Raw genomic sequence first — 18,969 nt, 5'->3', positions numbered from 1 at the left:
AAGGATATAAACATGTATCAGGAATTCGTCTCCCGTTTCAAACAGGGCTATCGTACCATCAAGTTTCCGGAAGGGAAGCCTCCGCTGCTGCCGCCGCATTTTCGCGGACGCCTATTGTTTGCCCTGGATAAATGTGAGGCCGGCTGTCGGATTTGTGCGGAGGTTTGTCCGGTGGGAGCGATCGACGTCGAAAACAAAAGCCTGGATATGGGCAAATGTCTTTTCTGCACCGATTGCATGACGGCCTGTCCTCGGGAAGCCATCTCTTTTTCCGAGGATTACCGACTCGCGGTTCGTCGGCGCGAGGATTTGCAGGTCACGGCTGAACAGATGGAAATCCGGTTGGCGACCGAGCTGGATCGGCGTCTGAAAAAGCTTTTCGGCCGCTCCCTGAAACTGCGCCAGGTCAGTGCGGGTGGTTGTAACGCCTGCGAAGCGGATGTGAACGTGTTATGTACGATCGGTTGGGATTTGGGGCGTTTTGGGATTCAGTTCGTGGCCTCTCCCCGGCATGCCGACGGCCTTCTGATTACCGGCCCCGTTACGAAAAACATGGAACTGGCCCTGAAAAAAACCTGGGAGGCGGTGCCGGAGCCGAAAATCGTGATTGTGGTCGGGGCCTGCGCGATTGGTGGGGGGCCTTACCGGGGGCATGAGCAGGTTAATGACGGCGCCGGTTTCCTCTTGCCGGTTGATCTGTATATTCCCGGCTGTCCGCCGCATCCACTGACGATTCTGGACGGTCTGTTGCGACTGGTCGGCAGAATCAAGGGCCGGCAAAAAAAATAGCCGGCGGGTTTAAACCCAGGCGGGCGGATAATCGATAATCACTAAAGGTTTCGGCGGTCTGCTTGTCGTGCGTTCGCGGTTCAGGCCAGGGTGTCGATAACCTCACCCAGAAGCTCGCTGACGGTTGCGGCGGCCTTGAGATTGGCTTTGACGGCTTGGGTCGAGGTCATGATCTTGACATATTCTCCGGCCAGGTCGACATTGGAGCCTGGGGTTTCAACCATGCCGCCATCCTGGTTTAATTCCTGGCGTAAGGGGCCGGGAGTGGTCTCGGTACTGAGGGTCGTGGTCGTTGTCCCGGTCGGACCCTCGTTGATGGTCAGTCGCAGGCTTTGATAGCCGTCGGTATTGAGATTGGCAATGTTGGTCGTGCTGGTCTGCAGACGTTGAAGATGGTTGTGGACGGCGTTCAGGGACGCATCAAGACGGCTGACCATGAAAATATCTCCCACAGATTAAAAAATACGCTTGACAAAGACCGGCTCTTTGAGCTATCTAGGCGCTCGCTTGGTCAGCCGGGGTAGCTCAGTCGGTAGAGCAGGGGACTGAAAATCCCCGTGTCGGCGGTTCAATTCCGTCCCCCGGCACCAGCAATTCAAATTAAAGGCGTTTCCATCCTGGTTGATGGGGCGCCTTTTTTTTGTTCCCTAAGTTTTGAGTATAGCAGGGTAGCGGCCGTAAATCCAGAGAACTTTTTCTTGCTCGAAAAATTTTCGCGTGGGGATTTGTTCTGTTGTTTTTATCATTTCTTACTTGTCTGCAGCGCCGCAATAGGTTAATAACCTTGGTTTAGGCCCTTTTGCCTGGCCTTTGTTTTAGGCCTGTCGGTTTTTATCGGGGAGCCGGTTTCTTTCCTGCTGGGCCAAGGGTTGTCGGCGAAGTTTAAATCGAGGATTGAAAGATGCAAAAAAACGATAAGATCTATGTCGCCGGACATCGCGGTCTGGTGGGCTCGGCTCTGGTCGCGGGCCTGCGGCGGGAGGGCTACGACAACCTTCTGCTGCCTTCCCGGACTGAGCTCGACCTGACCCGGCAGCCGGCGGTGGAGACTTTTTTCGCCCGGGAAAAACCCGATTATGTTTTTCTGGCCGCGGCCAAGGTGGGTGGAATCTATGCCAACCTGACCCAGTCGGCTGATTTCATCTACGAAAATCTGATGATTCAGACCAATGTGCTGCGGGCGGCGGCGCTCAACCAGGTCAAAAAACTGATTTTTTTGGGCAGCTCCTGTATTTATCCGCGTCTGGCGGCCCAGCCGATCCGAGAGGAATATCTGCTCAACGGTCCTCTGGAACCGACCAATTCCGCCTATGCGGTCGCCAAGATTGCCGGCATAGAGATGTGCAACTCTTTTAACCAGCAGTACGGAACCAATTTCGTCCCCGTGATGCCGACCAATCTGTATGGTCCCAACGATAATTACGATCTTTTGAGTTCCCATGTTTTACCGGCCCTGATCCGTAAGTTTCATCTTGCGAAGTTGGCGGCGGCCGGCAATGCCGCAGCCCTGGCGGCGGATGAAAGGCGATATGGGGTGATTCCCGATGCTTTCTATGCCAATCTGCGGCGCATCGCCGCGGCGCATGGGCGCAGGCTCCCTTTTCGAGAGGGGGACGCCGTCGGCAACGCGCCGCTTGCCAAGACGACGGCGGTCGAGCTCTGGGGTAGCGGGCAGCCGCGGCGGGAATTTTTATATGTTGATGATCTGGCCTCGGCCCTGCTCTTTGTGATGAACGAGTATGAAGCACGAGAACTGCTTAACATCGGCAGTGGGGTTGAGCATTCTATTCGCGAACTGGCGGAAATTGTTCGGGAAATCGTCGGTTATACCGGGGGGATTGTTTTTGACGCCACCCATCCGGACGGCATGCCGCGCAAGTTGCTGGATTCCAGTCGTCTGCATGGTTTCGGCTGGCGGCCGCGGTTTACACTTAAGGAAGGGATTCATGCGGCCTACGCGAGTTATCTTAAAGGAACTTGACTGATGACTGAAACCATCTCTACGGCCTGTTTCAAGGCTTATGATATTCGCGGGCGGGTTCCGGACGAGCTTAACGAGGAACTGGCCTGGCGTCTGGGGCGGGCTTACGCCGCATTCTTTAAACCGGTCCGGGTTGCTGTTGGTCGGGATGTGCGACTTTCCAGTCCGGCTCTGGCCGAGGCGCTGGCCCGGGGGCTCAGCGAGGGCGGAGTCGAGGTCCTGGAGCTCGGTCTTTGCGGCACCGAAGAGGTTTATTTCGCGACTTTCCATTATCGGCTTGACGGTGGTATCATGGTCACCGCCAGTCATAATCCTGCTGATTATAACGGAATGAAACTGGTTTGCGCGCAAGCTCGCCCTTTACATGGAGATTTCGGTTTGCCTCAACTTCGAGAACTGGTTGCGGGGGGGGACTTTCCCGCGCGGGCGGCACGGGCGGCGCAACGCCGGTCCCTGACTTTTCGCGATGACTATATTGAGCATCTGCTTAGTTATATCGATCTGTCCCGGCTTAGCCCCCCTGAAAGTCGTCGTCAATGCAGGTAACGGCTGCGCCGGGCCGGTCCTGGACCTGCTTGAACGCCGTCTGCCTTTTACCTTTATCAAGCTGCTCAATGAGCCGGACGGAACTTTTCCGCAGGGTATTCCCAATCCTCTGCTGCCGGAAAATCGTTCCCTGACGAGTCAGGCGGTGATCAGAGCGGGGGCTGATATCGGTCTGGCCTGGGATGGTGATTTTGACCGCTGTTTTTTCTTTGATGAGACGGGTCGTTTTCTTGAGGGTTATTATCTCGTTGGTCTGCTGGCTCAGCTTCGTCTGCAGCAGCATCCCGGCGCCAAAATCATTTACGACCCGCGTCTGACCTGGAATACGATTGATCTGGTCGGCAAGTCGCGGGGCGAGGCCGTGGTTTCTCGAACCGGTCATGCTTTCATCAAGGAGCGCATGCGCGAACTTGACGCCCTTTATGGCGGAGAGATGAGCGCCCACCACTATTTCAGGGAATTTTCCTATTGTGACTCGGGCATGATTCCCTGGTTGCTGGTCCTGGAGCTGCTTTCTCGCAGCGGGCGGCGACTGTCTGAGTTGGTGGATGAAAGAATCAGGCTCTATCCGGTCAGCGGCGAGATCAACTGCTCTCCGGCCGATCCCGCGGCGGCAATCGCCAGGGTTGAAAAGTATTTCCGGGAGCGGGAAAAGGTGCTGCGCAGTTTTTGCGTCGACGGTCTGACCCTGGAATTTGCCGACTGGCGTTTTAACCTGCGTTCCTCCAATACCGAGTTTTTGTTGCGCCTTAATGTCGAGAGCCGGGGAAATCAGGCTCTGCTGGAGGAACGGACCGCGACGATTCTGGCCTTGCTGCGGGAGGAAAAAGGCCCGGGTGGCGAATCCTGACCGGCGCTTGAAGTGGTTGAAAGCCAGACCCGGGCGCCGGTTTTTGTCCCCGCCATGGACATGACCGAGAACCTTAACTGATGTGAAATAAAAGAGCGCCCGCGCCCGACACGAAAACACGAATCGGAGAAAAAGATTTATATATCCTTTGCTTGAGCCGGTCGCCTCCTGAAGCTTGACCCTGCCGCCGGGAAAGGTTATATTCAGCTTTCATCGCCATCTTTTTTGCCGAAAGGCCGGAATTTAAACCGAAGGTTCTGAGACTGTAAACGATTTCCAGGAGATTGAATGTGACGGAAGAAAAAAACGAAAAAGAATTGGGTGGTGCCTCCGTGGTCGCAAATCATGGCGGCGTGCAGAAGAAGAAAGGTGGTCTCTTTCTTTTTGTGTCGACAGCGGTTTTTCTTCTGCTGGTTGTAGCCTCCGGGCTGGGTTTTCTTGATTATCAGAAACTTCGCAAACAGCTGGTTGAGGTTAATCGTAAAATTGTCTCCCTGGAGGCGGCGGAGGCGGAAACCGGTACAAGATTGCTGGCCCTGGAGGATGAAATGGTGGTTTGGGGGCTGAAGCGGCGCGTGCAGAAGATCGGCGCGTCGGTCAGGAACCTGCTTGATTTGCAGGATTTACTGAATGACAACCAGGATTTGCGAGCTGTGGTTGATGGTTTGGTCGAATCCCTGGGGGCCGAACAGAAAAAACTGGAAGAGGAAATTGCCGGGAGTGCACCGCGAAATTTTCAGTCCAGCCGGCTGCTTTGCCCGCCCTGTCCTCAGGCTTGCCCGCAATCGCGAATGATCATGTCTTTGCCGATCGCCTCGTCGACTCCGTCCACCCCGGCAAAGGTTTTGACCGCCGCCCCCTCATCCGGCACAGCCTGTATCGTGGCGCCGGAAGCCGGGGTTGAAACCGAATCGGGGTGGTCGAAAATTATTAACTTTCGAATCTTTGGCCATTGATCTTCATGGCTTCAGCTATCTCGAAGGCGGATGGTGGTCAAGATCTAGTTTGCGGCATCAATGCCGTAACTGAACTTCTGGCTCGGTCATCGCGGATTTTGACCCTGTATCTGCTGGATACAGGAGGCCGCCGGCTGAAGGACCTTGGGGAACGCGCCCGTGATCAGGGCATCAGCGTTAAGATAGTTCCGGGAAAGGCTCTGGATCGCCTCGCGAGCGGAATCAGGCATCAAGGGGTCGCGGCCCAGGTGGCGCCGTTTGTTTTCACGCCGCTGGTCGAGCTGCTCAGAACCTGCGCGCAAGCGCCATCGGGGGCTTTGTTGCTGGCGCTGGACGGGGTAACCGACCCGCGTAATCTCGGCGCTATCATTCGGACCGCGGTCGCCGCCGGAGTCGCCGGTTTGCTGCTGCCCGAGCGCCGCAGCGCCGCGATAACCCCGGCGGCCGCCAAGACGGCGGCCGGAGCCCTGGAAAAACTGCCCATTTGTCGCGTGGTTAATCTGGCCGACGCCCTGCAGCAATGCCGAGCGGCTGGTTTCTGGATCTATGGCGCCGCCGCTTCCGGCGGCGACGACCTTTATGCCGTCGACTGGGCGGCCTCGCTGGTTCTGGTGCTGGGTTCGGAGGACAAGGGTCTGCGGCCGATCATTAACCGGGCCTGCGATTTTCAAGTCTCCATTCCGTTGTCCCGGGAGAGTGAATCACTTAATGTCGGGGTGGCTGCGGCAGTCGCCCTGTTTGAAATCAAGCGCTGCCGCCGGATTAAAAATGAGCCCTTTTCGAGCTGAGTTTTCGGCCGTGAAAGGGTTGCCTGGTGGTTGTTTTCCCGTCGCTGACGGCGAGATCTTTCTGTTCCTGCCTCTGGCGCGGCAAAATTATTTCGCCGGCCCTGAACGCTCAGGGGGCAAAAATCGTCGCCAGGTCTGCCATGTCTGATTTTCTCGTGAAAAATTTCTGGCCGGAGCTGGCCGTTGTCCTGGTCGAACCGAAACTTGATTTAAATGTCGGGGCTGTGGCCCGGGCCATGAAAAATTTCAATCTTGGGCGTTTGTTTCTGGTGGCACCGAGCTGTGACCCGCTGTCCGACAAGTCTCGGGCGCTTTCCTGCGGAGCGGATGACATCCTGGAAGCAGCCCGGGTTTTTAATAATCTGGAAGAAGCCCTGGCCGGTTTTAAACTGGTGGTCGGGACCACCGCCCGCCTCGGCAAATATTGTCGTCCGGTGTTCACTCCGGCGCAGACGGCGGGTAAGATTGCTGAACTCGGGACCCGAGTGCCGGTGGCCATCATGTTTGGCCGGGAGGATTTCGGTCTGGGCCGCGAACAGCGCCGCCACAGTCATATGCTTTCTTCGATTCCGGTCAATCCGGAATTTTCCTCACTCAACCTGGCGCAATCCGTACTTCTGTACGGTTACGAGCTCAGTCGCCTCGAAGCTCAGCCAGGAAGATCGGAGTCCGCAGTTGCCGCTCTGGCGGCGCATACTGAATTGCAGGGGATGTACGCGCATCTGCGTCGGACTTTAAGTGCTGCCGGTTTTCTTGATCGCAGTAATCCCGATCATTTACTTGAATATCTGCGCCGGCTTTTCGGACGGGCGGCAATGACCAGCCGTGAAGTGCGGATTATCCGCGGTTTGATGAGCCTAATCGATAATCTGCTGCGGCGCGGAGCTGGTCTTTAGAAAGCCGTCAGTTTCTGAATCGCTTCATCCAGCCCCTCCAGCGAGAGGTGAAACATCGGGAAAACCCGGCCGATGGCGCTGATCGTCGGATGGCCCCAGTAGCGTTGCGGTATCGGGTTGAGCCAGACGCAGCGGCGAAAATGGGCCGCGATCCTTTCAAACCAGACAATCCCTGCCGTCTGATTGCTGTCGTAATAGTCGATAATTCCGTTTTCCATGAACAGTTCAAACGGAGCCATGCTGGCGTCGCCGACGAGAATAACCTTGTGATCGGGGTTCAACTCTTTGAGCACGTGTGCGGTCGGCACCCGTTCCCGGCTGTCGATTTCAGGACGGAGATAATCGTAGATCGAATTATGGAAATAATAATGATTGAGTTCGGCGAAATGGTTGACCGAGTTGGCGGCCGAAAAGAGCCGGTCCACCAGCTTGGCGTAAGGATACATCGAACCTCCGGCATCCATCAGCAAAAGGAGCTTGACATCGTTTTTGTGCTCCGGGCTGAAGACCAGATCAATCTCGCCGGCGTTGCGGCAGGCCCGGTCGATGGTTTTATCCACGTCAAGTTCAAAGCGGTTGCCGGTGCGGCGCAAGTGACGAAGTTTCTTTAAGGCGACCTTGATCTGGCGAATATCCAGGGTGACGTCGCGGCGGTAACCCTGAAAACGTCTTTCGGCCGCAATTTTAATGGCCATGCCGCCGCCGGCTTCGCCTCCTACCCGCAACCCTCCGGGATGATAGCCGCCGTGGCCGAAAGGTGAAGTGCCGCCGGTGCCGATCCAGCGGTTACCACCGTGATGTTCCTCCTTTTGTTCCTGAAGCCGCTCGGCAAACATCTTTTTAACGGTTTCCCAGTTGTATTGGGGCAGGTCCTTGAGCGCGTCGGGGGCAAGCTTTCGTTTCAGATTTTCCTGCCCCAGCCATTGCCAGAGTTCTGCAAAAATTTCCTGAGGAACTTCGAGGCCGGTGAAAAATTCGCGAAAAGCCAGATCGAAATGGTCGAACAGGGCTTCGCTTTTGACCAGCAGGGCCCGGCTCAGGTGGTAAAATGAAACCAGACTGCAGCCGGCGAAACCCCGGCTTAAGGCTTCCATCAGAGCCAGCCATTCCGTCGGGGTGACCATGATTTTGTGGGCTCGAAGGCAAAAAAAGAAACCGGTAAACATGCTGTGTCACTGGTGCGCGGCGGACGCTGTCCACCTGCCCTTGAAAAAGGATGGGTTTTATCCGGGCTCAAAGCCCGGCCGAATGATGGTAGGGCGCTGGTCGAGACGGATTTCAGCGCCGCAAGGAGGCCAGGGCGCCGCGTCGCTGGTAGGCGCTGCGTTGTCTGGCGGCGACCTCGTAATCATTCTCGTTTTTAAGCAGGGCTCCGAGAAAGGGGAGCTCCTTCTGTAGGTCGGTCTTGCCGCCGAGACCGGCCGCCAGCAGGGCCTTAAGCCAGTCGATCAGTTCGCTGGTCGAGGGTTTTTTGCGCAGGCCCTCAAGTCCGCGCAGCTGGTAGAAGGCCGCCATCGCCTCCTCGATGAGTTGTTGCTCAAGATCGGGAAAATGAACGCGGACGATGCGGCTCATCAATTCCGGCTGCGGAAATTCTATATAGTGAAAAACGCAACGCCGCAGAAAGGCATCGGGCAACTCTTTTTCCGAATTGCTGGTGATGATGATTGCCGGTCGCTGCCGGGCAGCGATGGTTTTTTTGGTTTCCGGAATATAAAAACGCATCTCGTCGAGTTCGGCCAGCAGGTCGTTGGGAAACTCGATATCGGCCTTGTCGATCTCATCGATCAGTACGACTACTGGTTCATCCGCGGCAAAAGCCTCGCCCAGACGGCCGAGTTTGATATAGTTTTCGATGTTGGAAACATCGTTGCCGCCGAAACGGGAATCGTTAAGCCGCTGGACGGTATCATAGAGATAGAGACCGTCCTGGGCCTTGGTCGTCGATTTGATGTTCCAGATCAACAAGTTGCGCTTCAGGTCGCGGGCCACGCTTTGCGCCAGCAGGGTTTTCCCGGTGCCGGGCTCGCCCTTGATCAGCAGCGGGCGGCCGAGGGCGATCGCCACATTGACATCATTTTGCAGGTCTTCGGAGACAATGTAGTCGCTGGTTCCGGAATAACGGTTGAAATCTTGCATGAGCTTTTCTCTGGTCCCTGTAAGGTTTAGAAGTTGATTGACGACTCACAAGTCATTTTCGGTTTAAAAAAAACGGGCCATGATCTGGTGCGAGTACTTTGCTGCGATTCTCGGGAGAGCCTTCAGCTTTGGGCCCTAATCTTCGATCCGGGGCTACGGGGTTTGCCCCCCGCAGGGGCGCGAATCCGAGGGATCTGGTTGATTTAACATTTTCAGCTGAAAATGTCACTGTCGTTTTTTAAAATAGGTATGAATCACGTAACCTTCAACAACGAAATTTTGCGAGGCGTTGCGGAACACCATCTGAACCATCGACACGGAAAAATGGCGGAACCGTTACTAAATTATTTGCTAAAACGCCGAGCACAGTGTTAGATAGTCGCACTGAAACTTACGGAGATAAACCTCCGCTTACCTTTGCGGACGAGTGAGGGAACCATGACGCGACATCAGGCAAACGTCCAGGAACAGTTTTTGAACCGGCTGCGGCGCGAAAAATGCCGGGTCAGTATTGAACTTTTAAACGGCACTGCCCGTGAGGGAAGGATCAGCAGCTTTGACGGCCATTGTCTGATTTTAAATGACGATTTCACAAGCCATCTCATCTACAAACATGCGGTCGCCATGCTGACTCCGACAGAGCAGGATGCTCCGGCCATGCGGGATTTTGGGGAGGAGAAACATTGACGGACATGACAGCGGAGAGCGAGGCGGTATCGGTTTACCGCGAACAAATCGAAAAATTTCTCGATCATATCGCTTTTGAAAGAGGCCTAGCGGCGCCGACGATTGCCGCCTACCGGGTTGATCTGGAGCATTTCGGACTTTATCTGGGGTCGATCGCGGCTCCGTCGGTCGCGGACCTGTCCGCTTACCAGATCAGTGAATATCTGGTCCTGCTCAGACAGACGTATGCCCGACGGACGATTCGCCGACGTTTCTCGGCGCTGAATTCATTTTTTCGTTTTCTTCTGGTCCGGGGTGAGATTTCGCGGCAACTGCTGGCCGGATTCAGCCTGCCTGCGATTGATCGGCATTTGCCCGAGGTGCTGAGCGTCGTCGAGATCAAAAAGCTGCTGGCGGCCCCGGATTCAGCGACGGTTCTGGGGCAGCGTGACCGCCTGATGCTGGAGGTGCTTTACGGGGCCGGGCTGCGGGTTAGTGAACTGGTGGCTCTTGAGTTGCAACAGGTTAATTTCAATCTCGGTTTTCTGACGATTCTGGGCAAGGGCGACAAGGAACGGATCGTGCCCTTACCGCAACCGATTATCGCCAGTCTGCGTGTCTATCTCGATAAGGGCCGGGAAAAACTGATTAAAGGCATGCTTTCACCCTATGTTTTTCTCAATCGTTCAGGGCGGCCCCTGAGTCGTGAAGGTTTCTGGAAAAATATTCGCCGCTATGCCCGTAAAGCCGGCATTCGTCAGAAGGTTTATCCACATTTGCTGCGCCATTCCTTCGCGACCCATCTGCTTTCCGGCGGAGCCGATCTCAGGGTTGTCCAGACTCTGCTGGGGCATGCCGATCTCTCCACCACCCAGATTTATACTCAGGTTGATGCCGAGCGTCTCAAGGAGGTCTATCGGCGCTATCATCCCCGGGCTGAAGGGTAAAAAGTTTGCTTACCGTGATCACATCCCATATCAATACCGATTTTGACGGTCTGGCCGCCATGCTGGCCGCGCGGCATCTCTTTCCTGAAGCCGTGATGGTCCTGTCCGGCAGTCCCGAGCGCAGTCTGCATGATTTTTTTCTCAATTCCTGCGGTTACGCCTATCCCTTTAAAAAACTCAAGGATATCGATCCGGCTCAGATCGGCAAACTGATCGTGGTCGATACCCGCCAAAAAGGCCGGATCGGGGCTTTTGCCGAGGTCGCGGCCCGGCCTGGGGTTGAGGTGGTGGTTTTTGATCATCATCCCGCGAGCTCCGACGACCTTGAAAACCCGGCCCGCCTGGAGCTGGCCGAGGTTGGCGCGGTGGTCACCCTGATGGTTGAAAAATTACGGCAACAGGGTATTCGGCTTCCGGCCGACGAGGCGACGGTCATGATGATCGGTCTTTATAAAGACACCGGTTCCCTGACCTTTCGTGATACGACGACCCGCGATTTCGCCGCGGCCGCCTGGTTGCTGGAACAGGGGGGGGACCTCGAAACCGTGGCCGAGGTTGTCAACAGTCCCCTGGACCGGGAACAGGTTTCTCTGCTCAACGATCTGCTTCTCTCCCGGAAAACCCTCTATCCTCGTGGTCTGAAAGTGGTGCTGGTCGAAGCCTGGCGGGATCATTACGTGGCCGATGTCGCCATGGTTATTCACCGGCTGAGAGAGATTGAACGACTGGAGGTGGTGATCGCCCTGTTACGGCTGGATGACAAGGTTTATCTGATTGGTCGCAGCCGCAGCCCGGCTCTGGACATGGGGCGTCTGTTAAGTCATTTCGGGGGCGGCGGTCACCATTCGGCGGCGTCCGCCGTGACCCGTGAGCAGACCTTGATTCAGTGCCGCGAAAAACTTATCGAGCTTTTGCAGGTGGAGGTGGTGCCTCCGCTGACCGCCGCCGATCTGATGACTGCGCCGGTGTTATCAATTAAATTAGCCACCCCGCTGGCTGAAGCCGCATCGTTGCTGACCCGCTACAATATCAATGTTCTGCCGGTGATCGATGAAAAAAGTACCCGGCTGGCCGGAATTATTTCCCGTCAGGTGGTGGAAAAGGCCCTGTATCATGGTTTACAGCAGCTCGCGGTCAGTGAGTATATGACCACCGATTACGAACCCATCGCTCCGGGAGATGATCTTAATCGAATTAAGGAGCTGATTATTGAACGTAATCAGCGTTTTCTGCCGGTGGTCGATGGGCAGCTCAGAATTATCGGAGCGATTACCCGCAAGGACCTGTTGCGGGCCTTGTATGATCAGGAAGAAGACCGTGGCGGTTTTTTTGCCGGGGAGCCTGAGGCGGTGCGCAAACTTCGCCGGAAGAATGTCAAGGGGTTGCTGCAGGAAAGTTTTCCGGCCGCGCTGTTGTCGATTCTGTCCCGCCTCGGAAGCCTTGCCGACGAGCTCCAGCTTAATATCTTTCTGGTCGGCGGGGTGGTGCGCGATCTTCTTCTGCGGCGGCCCAATCTCGATCTCGATATCGTGGTTGAAGGCGATGGCATCGCCCTGGCCCAGGCCTACTGCCGGAAGTATTCCGGCCGCTGCCATGGACATGAGCCTTTTCGCACGGCGGTAATTATGACTGCAGAGGGTTATAAACTAGATATCGCCAGTACCCGCATGGAATATTATGACGCTCCCGCGACCCTGCCCAAGGTTGAAAAGAGTTCCTTGAAGGTTGATCTTTACCGGCGCGATTTTACAATCAATACCCTGGTGGTTTCCTTGAACCGCGCCAGCTATGGCGAGATGCGTGATTATTTTGGTGCCGGGCGTGATCTTAAGGAACGCAGTATCAGGGTTTTACATAATCTGAGTTTCGTCGAAGACCCCACCCGGATTTTCCGCGCGGTTCGTTTTGAACATGAATTTGCCTTCAGTATCGGACGTCAGACCTTGCATCTGATCAGAAATGCGGTTAAGGTCGGTTTTGTCCGGCGGCTTTCCGGCGCGCGGATTCTGCATGAACTGAAGCTGATCTGCGCTGAACCGGATCCCCTCCCGATTTTTGCCCGAATCGGTCGCCTGAATCTCTGGCGGGAAGTTTTCCCTGAACTTAAGAACCTTAAGATCGACCGGCGTGATGAACTTTTCCAGGCGGCCCGTGAGGTGGTTAACTGGTATGAATATCTTTATTTGAAGGAGAAACTGGAGGCCTGGAAACTTTATTTCCTCTGTTTTATGGATGGCTTGGGACAGGCTGAGGCGATCTATTGCGCCCAGCGCCTGGGTTTCGATGCCAATGCCGGCCGGCGTTTCATCACTGACCGGCAGCGTGGCATTGAAACCGCCGTCGAGTTGGACCAGCGCTGTCGACGGCCGCGCGGCTTTAGTAATTCCGAGGTCTACGCTCTGTTGCTGGGACAGCCTCTGGAGGTCCTGCTGTATGTCATGGCCGGCCATCAGAACGAAAAGGCCAAGAAAGCGATTTCTAATTTTATTACCCATCTGCAGTTTGTTGAACTTGACATCAACGGTCATGATCTGATCGCCGCGGGCCTGACCCCGGGGCCGCGTTTCAAGGTCATTCTGGACCGGGTCCGGGAAGCCCGGCTTGACGGTGAGGTTCACGGCCCGGCCGAGGAACTGGCTCTAGTCGAACGCTTGCGGCGGGAAGAAAAAACTTTACCGAAAGGATAGCTCGAAAATGCGCGAAGCCTACCATTGCCCGAGTTGTAAGCAAGAGCTGTTTCGTTACCGCAATCCGGTGCCGACGGTTGATCTGCTGATTTCCTATCAGGGGGGAATTGTTTTGATCGAGCGCCGTAACCCCCCGCCAGGCTGGGCCCTGCCCGGCGGTTTCGTGGATTACGGCGAAAGCCTGGAGGCCGCGGCCCGGCGGGAAGCGCTGGAGGAGACGGGTCTGCTGGTCGAGTTGACCGGGCAGTTCCATACCTATTCTGAACCCGGCCGCGACCCTCGCCAGCATACCATTGCAACCGTTTTCACGGCTCAGGGTCGCGGCCGGCTTCAGGCCGGAGATGATGCCGTTGCGGCGGCGGTGTTTTCTCCCGGTCATCTTCCGGAACGGATAGCTTTCGACCACCGGCAAATCCTGGCGGACTATTTCAGCAGAATATTTTAAAAGTTAGCGATGCTTTATCGCGAGAGTTGAGCATGCGTAAATTATTCTTGATGTTGTCTTTATCATGTTTTTTTCAGCTGACGTTCACTGGCGGGTCGGCGCCGGCCGAGGAATTTTCTCTGGTTCGAGCGCGCCCGGCTTTACAAACCACGGTTCTGCGCGGTTATACCAGAGCCCGGCGGCAGCAGCACTTGGTTGCCGAAGAAAGCGGTCGCTGCCTGGAGGTCAACGCGGATGTCGGTGACCTGATTCCGGCTGCGGGCAGCTACGCGACCCTGGACACGACCTTTCTTGATCTGGAACTGCAAGCCAATCAGGCCGCCTGTGAGCGGCTGGCCAATCAAATGGCCTACTGGCAGCGGGAGTTGCAGCGTTTTCGCAGTTTGAGCGGCGGGCAGGCGGTGGCCGAGGCCCGGGTGCAGGAGTATGAACAGCAGTTTGATCAGGCCCGTCTGGGCCTGGCCGAGCTTAAGGTCAAGGCCGAGATCTTACAGGAACGGCGGCGGCGTTGCCGCATAATGGCCCCGCCCGGCTGGCGTCTGATTGAACGTCGGCTGGAGCCGGGAGAATGGCTGGTGCCCGGTCAAATCGTTGGGCTGGCCGGAGATTATCGTGGTCTGGTGGTGCCTTTTTCCCTGACCATGGAACAGTTTCGTCGGCTGGAACAGGAACTGGCCGCCGGCACCTTGTCTTTGTCGACGGGGGGTGATAACCCGGTTGCAATTCCGGCGCGGCTCTTTCGGGTCTCGCCGGCCTTTTCCGCCTCCACCCGTAAAATCGAGATTGAACTTGAAGTCAGTGAAGGTCTGGAAGATCGGCGCGGCGGCATTGTTCTCGAATTGCTTTTGACCCTGCCGGAAGCCGGAGGCGTGGTCGAGGTTCCGGCCGGGGCCCTGTTTGAACGGTATGGGGCGACCTGGTTGGTTCGCGACGATGGCGTCGAGGTTCGGGTAATCAAGGTGGGGGTGGGCCTGGATGGTTATGTTCAGATTGTCGGAGAGCGGCTTAAGGCCGGCGAGCTTTTTCGTTATATTGCTCCGTCGCTTTCGTCATCGGTTAAAGAGTGAGGCTCGATGCGTTTTTTGGTAAAATTTTTCCTTGAACAGAAGGTTCTGATCAGTCTGCTGTTTCTTTTTCTGATGGTGATCGGCGGTGTAGCCTTGCTCGAGTTGCCGGTGGAGCGTTATCCCAATGTCAACATGGGCAAGGTGATGATCACCACCTTTTTGCCCGGAGCTTCGCCCCAGGATGTCGAAGCCCTGGTGACCCGGGCGCTGGAGGACGCCCTGGACGATCTCGAAGAGGTTGAATTTATTAAGTCGACCTCCTATCGTGGGCGTTCCAGCATGATTGTCAAATTTATCGATGATACGGATTATGACAATCTTTATAAAGAATTGAGGCTGCGGGTGCTCGGCGCGCTGCCGGATTTGCCCGCCGGAATCGAGCCGCCGGAGTTTCAGGAGGTTGATGTCAGTTACTGGCTGCCGGTGGTGAGCGTGAACCTGGTCGGAGAACGCGACAACCACGCCCTGAGCCTGATGGCCGAGGAAATGAAGCTCTTTCTCAAAAAAATCGCCGGGGTCGAAAATGTCGAACTTACCGGCGAACTTGTGCGGGAATTTCATCTTCTGATCGATCCGGTGCGGCTCGAGAAGCTGGGACTGACTTTCGAGGATGTCGCTCGAGCCCTGCAGGCCGCCAATTTATCCCTTCCGGCCGGTGATTACGAGAATCGTGACGGCGAATTTGTCGTGGTCGTCGACGAGCTTTTCCGTGGTCCCGAAGACGCCGCGGAAATTATCCTGCGACGGGACGGTGACGGTTCCTTTGTGACCTTGGCCGAGGTGCTCAGCCAGGCCCGGTTCGCCTATCGGGATCCCCTTTATCTTTCCTCGGTGAATGGGCGTCCCAGTGTCGGTCTGAAGGTCGTCAAGAACGATCGCGGCAATGCTCTGAAAATCGTCGCCGAGGTGGAAAAGGTGGTGGCTCGTTTTGCCGAGCGTCTGGAAAAGGAGGGGGTCGAAGTGGTTCTGACCCATGATCAGCGGATCCATCTGGATGACTCGATTAACACCCTGGGTCTGAATCTGGTCTGTGGCATTCTTCTGGTTACCTTGGTGGTCTGGCTCTTTATGGGCTGGCGCAATGCCCTTTTGACCACGGTCGGGATTCCCTTTTCTTTTCTCTGCACCATGATCGTCATGTACGTTACAGGCAACTCACTCAATAAAATCACCATCTTCGCCTTTGTCCTGGTCAGCGGCATCATCGTTGATGATGCTATTGTCGTGCTGGAGAATATTTACCGGCGGCTGCAGGAGGGGGAACATCTGCGCCTGGCGGCGCTCAATGGGACCGTAGAAGTCGCCTGGCCGGTAATCGCGGCCACGGCGACGACGGTGGCCGCCTTTTTGCCGATGCTGATCATGAAGGGTTCGACCGGCGAATTTTTTGCCTTCATTCCTAAGACAGTAAGCTTTGCGCTGGGGGCGTCGCTGTTTGAATGCCTGGTGATTTTGCCGAGCCATTTTGTCGATTGGCCGGGGGCCGCCGGGCTGGAGCAGGCCGACGGTGGAACGGCAGTGCGTGAACCCCGGATGATGGTCTGGCTCAAACGTTTCAATGTTTGGGTTTTGTCCTGGATGCTGCGTTTTCGTTTTCTCACCCTGGCCGGAATCGGGGTTTTATTCGCGGGCGCCATGCTGATTCTTTATCTTTCCATGAGCGGAATCGTGCCCTTGATCAAAGTTAAATTTTTCCCGGACGACTACACCCTGTACTATGTCGAGTTTCTGGGGCCGCAGGCCGCCACTCTGGAGCAGACCAACCAACGCCTGATGGAAGGGAGTCGTCTGATTCTGAGCGGCGGTCCGGGTCAGGCTGCCTCGGTGATGGCGCAGGCCGGATTTTACATCAATGAGGATTATCAGCCGGTCTGGGGGAATAATGTTGGTCATCTGGCGGTTACTCTACCGGCCCGGGCGGAGCAGGATTTCCCTGGTAATCCCGGTAATGATCCCATGCTGTTTCTCGAACATGTGCGCCAGCTGGTCGCCCCTCTGGCCGGTCTCGGGTGGCAGTTGCGGGTCAGACCGGAAAAAGAAGGTCCTCCGGCGGGCAAGGATGTTAATGTCCGGGTGATCGGAACCGACGAAAAGGCGGTGCAGGCACTGGCTGCCAGGCTCGATGATTTTTTGCGGCGAGACCCGCGACTGCAGCCGGCCTTGACGGATTTTTCCAGTAATCAGGGGGAACCGAGCCGGATTTATCGACTCAAGGTTGATCAGAAGAAGGCGGCCGAGTACGATTTGAGCCGAGCCCAGGTGGCGGCCCTGGCGGGGGCGGTCCTGGATGGCCGTTATGTGGGCAAGTTTCGCGCCTGGGATGAAGACCTTGATCTCAAACTGAAAATCGATCCCGACGAGTTCGAAAAGCCGGGCGACGCCCTGCGGCTACCTTTTTTGGCGACGGACGGCGGCGGTCTGCGCCTGGGAGACCTGGTGACGGTCTCGTTCACGCTGGAACCGGGTTATCTCAATCGTTACAACTCCAGTCGGGAAATAACCCTGACCGCCAACCTCGATAGCCGCAGCCGCCTGTCGCTGCCGAGCGTGGTTCAGATCGTGAAACAATATTATCACCGAATCGCGGCAGACTACCCTGGGGCGGAGGTTGATTTCGCCGGAGAATTTGAAAGCACCAGACGTTCCTATACCTCCTTGGCTTACGCCTTTATCATCGCGGTGCTGGCCATCTACATGATTCTGGCCTTGCAGTTTCAGTCCTATCTGCAGCCTTTGATCATTCTTTCGGCGGTGGTTTTTGCCCTGATTGGGGTGGTGTTCGGCAAATTTCTGACCCAGGGGCTCTTTACCGTTAACAGCTTTATTGCCGTGGTCGGGGTTACCGGGGTGGTGGTCAACGATTCCCTGGTCCTGATCGATTTCATCAATCGCGCCTATCAACGCAGCGGCGACCGCCGCGCCGCGATCGCCGAAGGGATTCGGCTGCGTTTGCGCCCGATTCTCCTGACGACTCTGACCACGACCCTGGGCCTGCTACCGATGGCCATCGGTTTTCCTTCTTATTCGCTGGTCTGGGGCAGCATGGCCTCGACCTTTGTCACCGGTCTGTGCACGGCAACCTTTCTGACGATTTTCATCGTGCCGCTGGAGTGGGATCTTCTGATGGCCTTGCAGGATCGTCGGCGCGGGCGCAAGCTGTCGGCGCCGGGGGGATCGTTTCCGCAAATTTAAAACCCGCTGCCGCTGTCAATGAAACCGTTTCGGGGCCGGTAAAGCGGCAGTCGATCTTGGGGCTGGGCCGGGAGGCGGCTTGTTTTTTTTTCAGCCAGGCCGGGTATATTTGCTGGTGAGGTACGGATAACGCATGAAGGGTATGATGTGGGTTTGAAGGTTTGTCGGTTTGACGCAAGATCATCTTTTATGACAGCTTCAGTTTTTAAAGGTCAAAGGCCTGTGAAATCAAAATTGAAACCGTGGTTTGTCTGGAGCCTGGGATTGCTGGTTTTCTTGTCGGCGGTCGGAGCGAGGGCGGAATCAGAGTCCGATTCCGCGGCTAGGTTGTGTTTCTCGGAGTGCTCTGTTACCGCAGCCCCAGTGAGACCATTCGGTGCTGGCGGCCGCTGGCGCGATATCTCGACGAGCGTCTTGCCGGGACTACTTTTGTCGTGGTCCGGCTGGCCTTTGATGGGATCGAGGCGGCCGTTGCCGAAAGGCGGGTCGATTTCATTCTCACCAACCCGGCGATTTATATCAATCTGGAGCCGAAATACGGAGTCTCCCGGATTCTGACGATGATTCATAGTGAGGGCGATCGTCGCAGCGACCAGTTCGGCGGGGTGCTTTTTCATTCGGCGGCAGAGCCGCAGCTGAACCGGCTCGCGGCCTTGCGCGGCGCATCTCTGGCGGCCCCCAATGAAGACTCGATGCCCTGGCTGGCCCTGCGCCGGGAAATGGAGGAGCAGGGCTTGTCGATTGAGGGTGATCTGCGCGCTCTGAAATTTACAGACTCCCACGATCTGGCGGTCTACGAGGTGCTTGCCGGCCGCGTCCAGTTTGGCGTCGTGCGTACGGGAGTGCTGGAACGCATGATCCAGGAAGGCCTGCTGGTCAGGAGAAAACTGGCGGTGGTGCATGAACATGGCGGCGGCAAAAACCATCTCCCTTTTCTGCATTCGACCCGGGCCTATCCGGAATGGCCTTTGGCTCGGCTGGCACATACGGAGGCTGATCTGAATAAACAGGTGGCCCAGG

Annotated in this window: 15 protein-coding genes, 1 tRNA gene and 1 pseudogene; 14 read left to right on the top strand and 3 right to left on the bottom strand. The window is 56.2% G+C overall.

The features are described from left to right. The first annotated feature begins 12 nt into the window (after positions 1–12). Positions 13–789 carry a hydrogenase gene (locus ENN66_11525; GenBank protein ID HDS17211.1) on the top strand — a complete coding sequence of 259 codons (777 nt, stop codon included), beginning with the start codon at positions 13–15 and terminating at the stop codon, positions 787–789. 80 nt (positions 790–869) lie between these two features. On the opposite strand, the gene ENN66_11520 is transcribed toward ENN66_11525, so the two are convergent. Next, the gene (locus tag ENN66_11520) at positions 870–1,226 is read right to left on the bottom strand and encodes a hypothetical protein (GenBank protein ID HDS17210.1); all 357 of its coding nucleotides are present in this window, start codon (positions 1,224–1,226) and stop codon (positions 870–872) included. A 77-nt stretch (positions 1,227–1,303) separates the two neighbouring features. Between ENN66_11520 and ENN66_11515 the strand changes: the two genes are divergently transcribed. The 6 genes and pseudogenes from ENN66_11515 to ENN66_11490 all read left to right on the top strand — a co-directional run bounded on the left by ENN66_11515 (position 1,304) and on the right by ENN66_11490 (position 6,806). Continuing rightward, a tRNA-Phe gene (locus ENN66_11515) sits at positions 1,304–1,379 on the top strand. Between the two features lie 311 nt (positions 1,380–1,690). Then, on the top strand, positions 1,691–2,770 hold the full coding sequence (locus tag ENN66_11510) for a GDP-L-fucose synthase (GenBank protein ID HDS17209.1): 1,080 nt from the start codon (positions 1,691–1,693) through the stop codon (positions 2,768–2,770). A 3-nt stretch (positions 2,771–2,773) separates the two neighbouring features. After that, positions 2,774–4,166 (top strand): annotated as a pseudogene (locus ENN66_11505) (phosphomannomutase). Positions 4,167–4,456: 290 nt separating this feature from the next. Then, entirely contained in the window at positions 4,457–5,122 is a 666-nt protein-coding gene (locus ENN66_11500) for a hypothetical protein (protein HDS17208.1), read from the top strand. 5 nt (positions 5,123–5,127) lie between these two features. After that, positions 5,128–5,910 (top strand): 23S rRNA (guanosine(2251)-2'-O)-methyltransferase RlmB, encoded by a 783-nt coding sequence (gene rlmB / locus ENN66_11495; GenBank protein HDS17207.1) that lies wholly within the window; start codon positions 5,128–5,130, stop codon positions 5,908–5,910. Positions 5,911–6,050: 140 nt separating this feature from the next. Further along, positions 6,051–6,806 (top strand): RNA methyltransferase, encoded by a 756-nt coding sequence (locus ENN66_11490; protein HDS17206.1) that lies wholly within the window; start codon positions 6,051–6,053, stop codon positions 6,804–6,806. Here ENN66_11490 and ENN66_11485 read toward each other — a convergent pair. Together ENN66_11485 and ENN66_11480 are read right to left on the bottom strand one after the other, a co-directional pair. After that, the gene (locus tag ENN66_11485) at positions 6,803–7,972 is read right to left on the bottom strand and encodes a VWA domain-containing protein (protein ID HDS17205.1); all 1,170 of its coding nucleotides are present in this window, start codon (positions 7,970–7,972) and stop codon (positions 6,803–6,805) included. The genes ENN66_11490 and ENN66_11485 overlap by 4 nt on opposite strands. Positions 7,973–8,084: 112 nt before the next feature. Then, entirely contained in the window at positions 8,085–8,945 is an 861-nt protein-coding gene (locus tag ENN66_11480; GenBank protein ID HDS17204.1) for a MoxR family ATPase, read from the bottom strand. 438 nt (positions 8,946–9,383) lie between these two features. Between ENN66_11480 and hfq the strand changes: the two genes are divergently transcribed. From hfq to ENN66_11445, 7 genes are all read left to right on the top strand, one after another. Further along, complete coding sequence (gene hfq, locus ENN66_11475; protein HDS17203.1) at positions 9,384–9,632, top strand: RNA chaperone Hfq; 249 nt, start codon at positions 9,384–9,386, stop codon at positions 9,630–9,632. Between the two features lie 5 nt (positions 9,633–9,637). Beyond that, a complete protein-coding gene (locus ENN66_11470; GenBank protein HDS17202.1) occupies positions 9,638–10,558 on the top strand; it encodes a tyrosine recombinase in 921 nt (306 codons plus the stop codon). A gap of 5 nt (positions 10,559–10,563) precedes the next feature. Continuing rightward, a complete protein-coding gene (locus tag ENN66_11465) occupies positions 10,564–13,245 on the top strand; it encodes a CBS domain-containing protein (GenBank protein HDS17201.1) in 2,682 nt (893 codons plus the stop codon). Positions 13,246–13,252: 7 nt separating this feature from the next. Beyond that, positions 13,253–13,690, top strand: a complete 438-nt coding sequence (locus ENN66_11460) for an NUDIX hydrolase (GenBank protein ID HDS17200.1) — start codon at positions 13,253–13,255, stop codon at positions 13,688–13,690. Between the two features lie 32 nt (positions 13,691–13,722). Beyond that, positions 13,723–14,757: an efflux transporter periplasmic adaptor subunit gene (locus ENN66_11455; GenBank protein HDS17199.1), complete on the top strand. Its 1,035-nt coding sequence runs from the start codon at positions 13,723–13,725 to the stop codon at positions 14,755–14,757. Positions 14,758–14,763: 6 nt separating this feature from the next. Beyond that, positions 14,764–17,949, top strand: coding sequence for an efflux RND transporter permease subunit (locus ENN66_11450; protein HDS17198.1), 3,186 nt, complete (start codon positions 14,764–14,766; stop codon positions 17,947–17,949). A gap of 329 nt (positions 17,950–18,278) precedes the next feature. Continuing rightward, positions 18,279–18,969 (top strand): hypothetical protein (locus ENN66_11445; GenBank protein ID HDS17197.1); only part of this gene is annotated, 691 nt, incomplete at its 3' end.

This window comes from Pseudomonadota bacterium (assembly GCA_011049115.1).
In the GTDB taxonomy this organism is placed as follows: domain Bacteria; phylum Desulfobacterota; class Anaeroferrophillalia; order Anaeroferrophillales; family Tharpellaceae; genus DSCM01.
The sequence above is the reverse complement of the archived record's forward strand: the minus strand, read 5'-3'. Positions and strand labels throughout refer to the sequence as shown.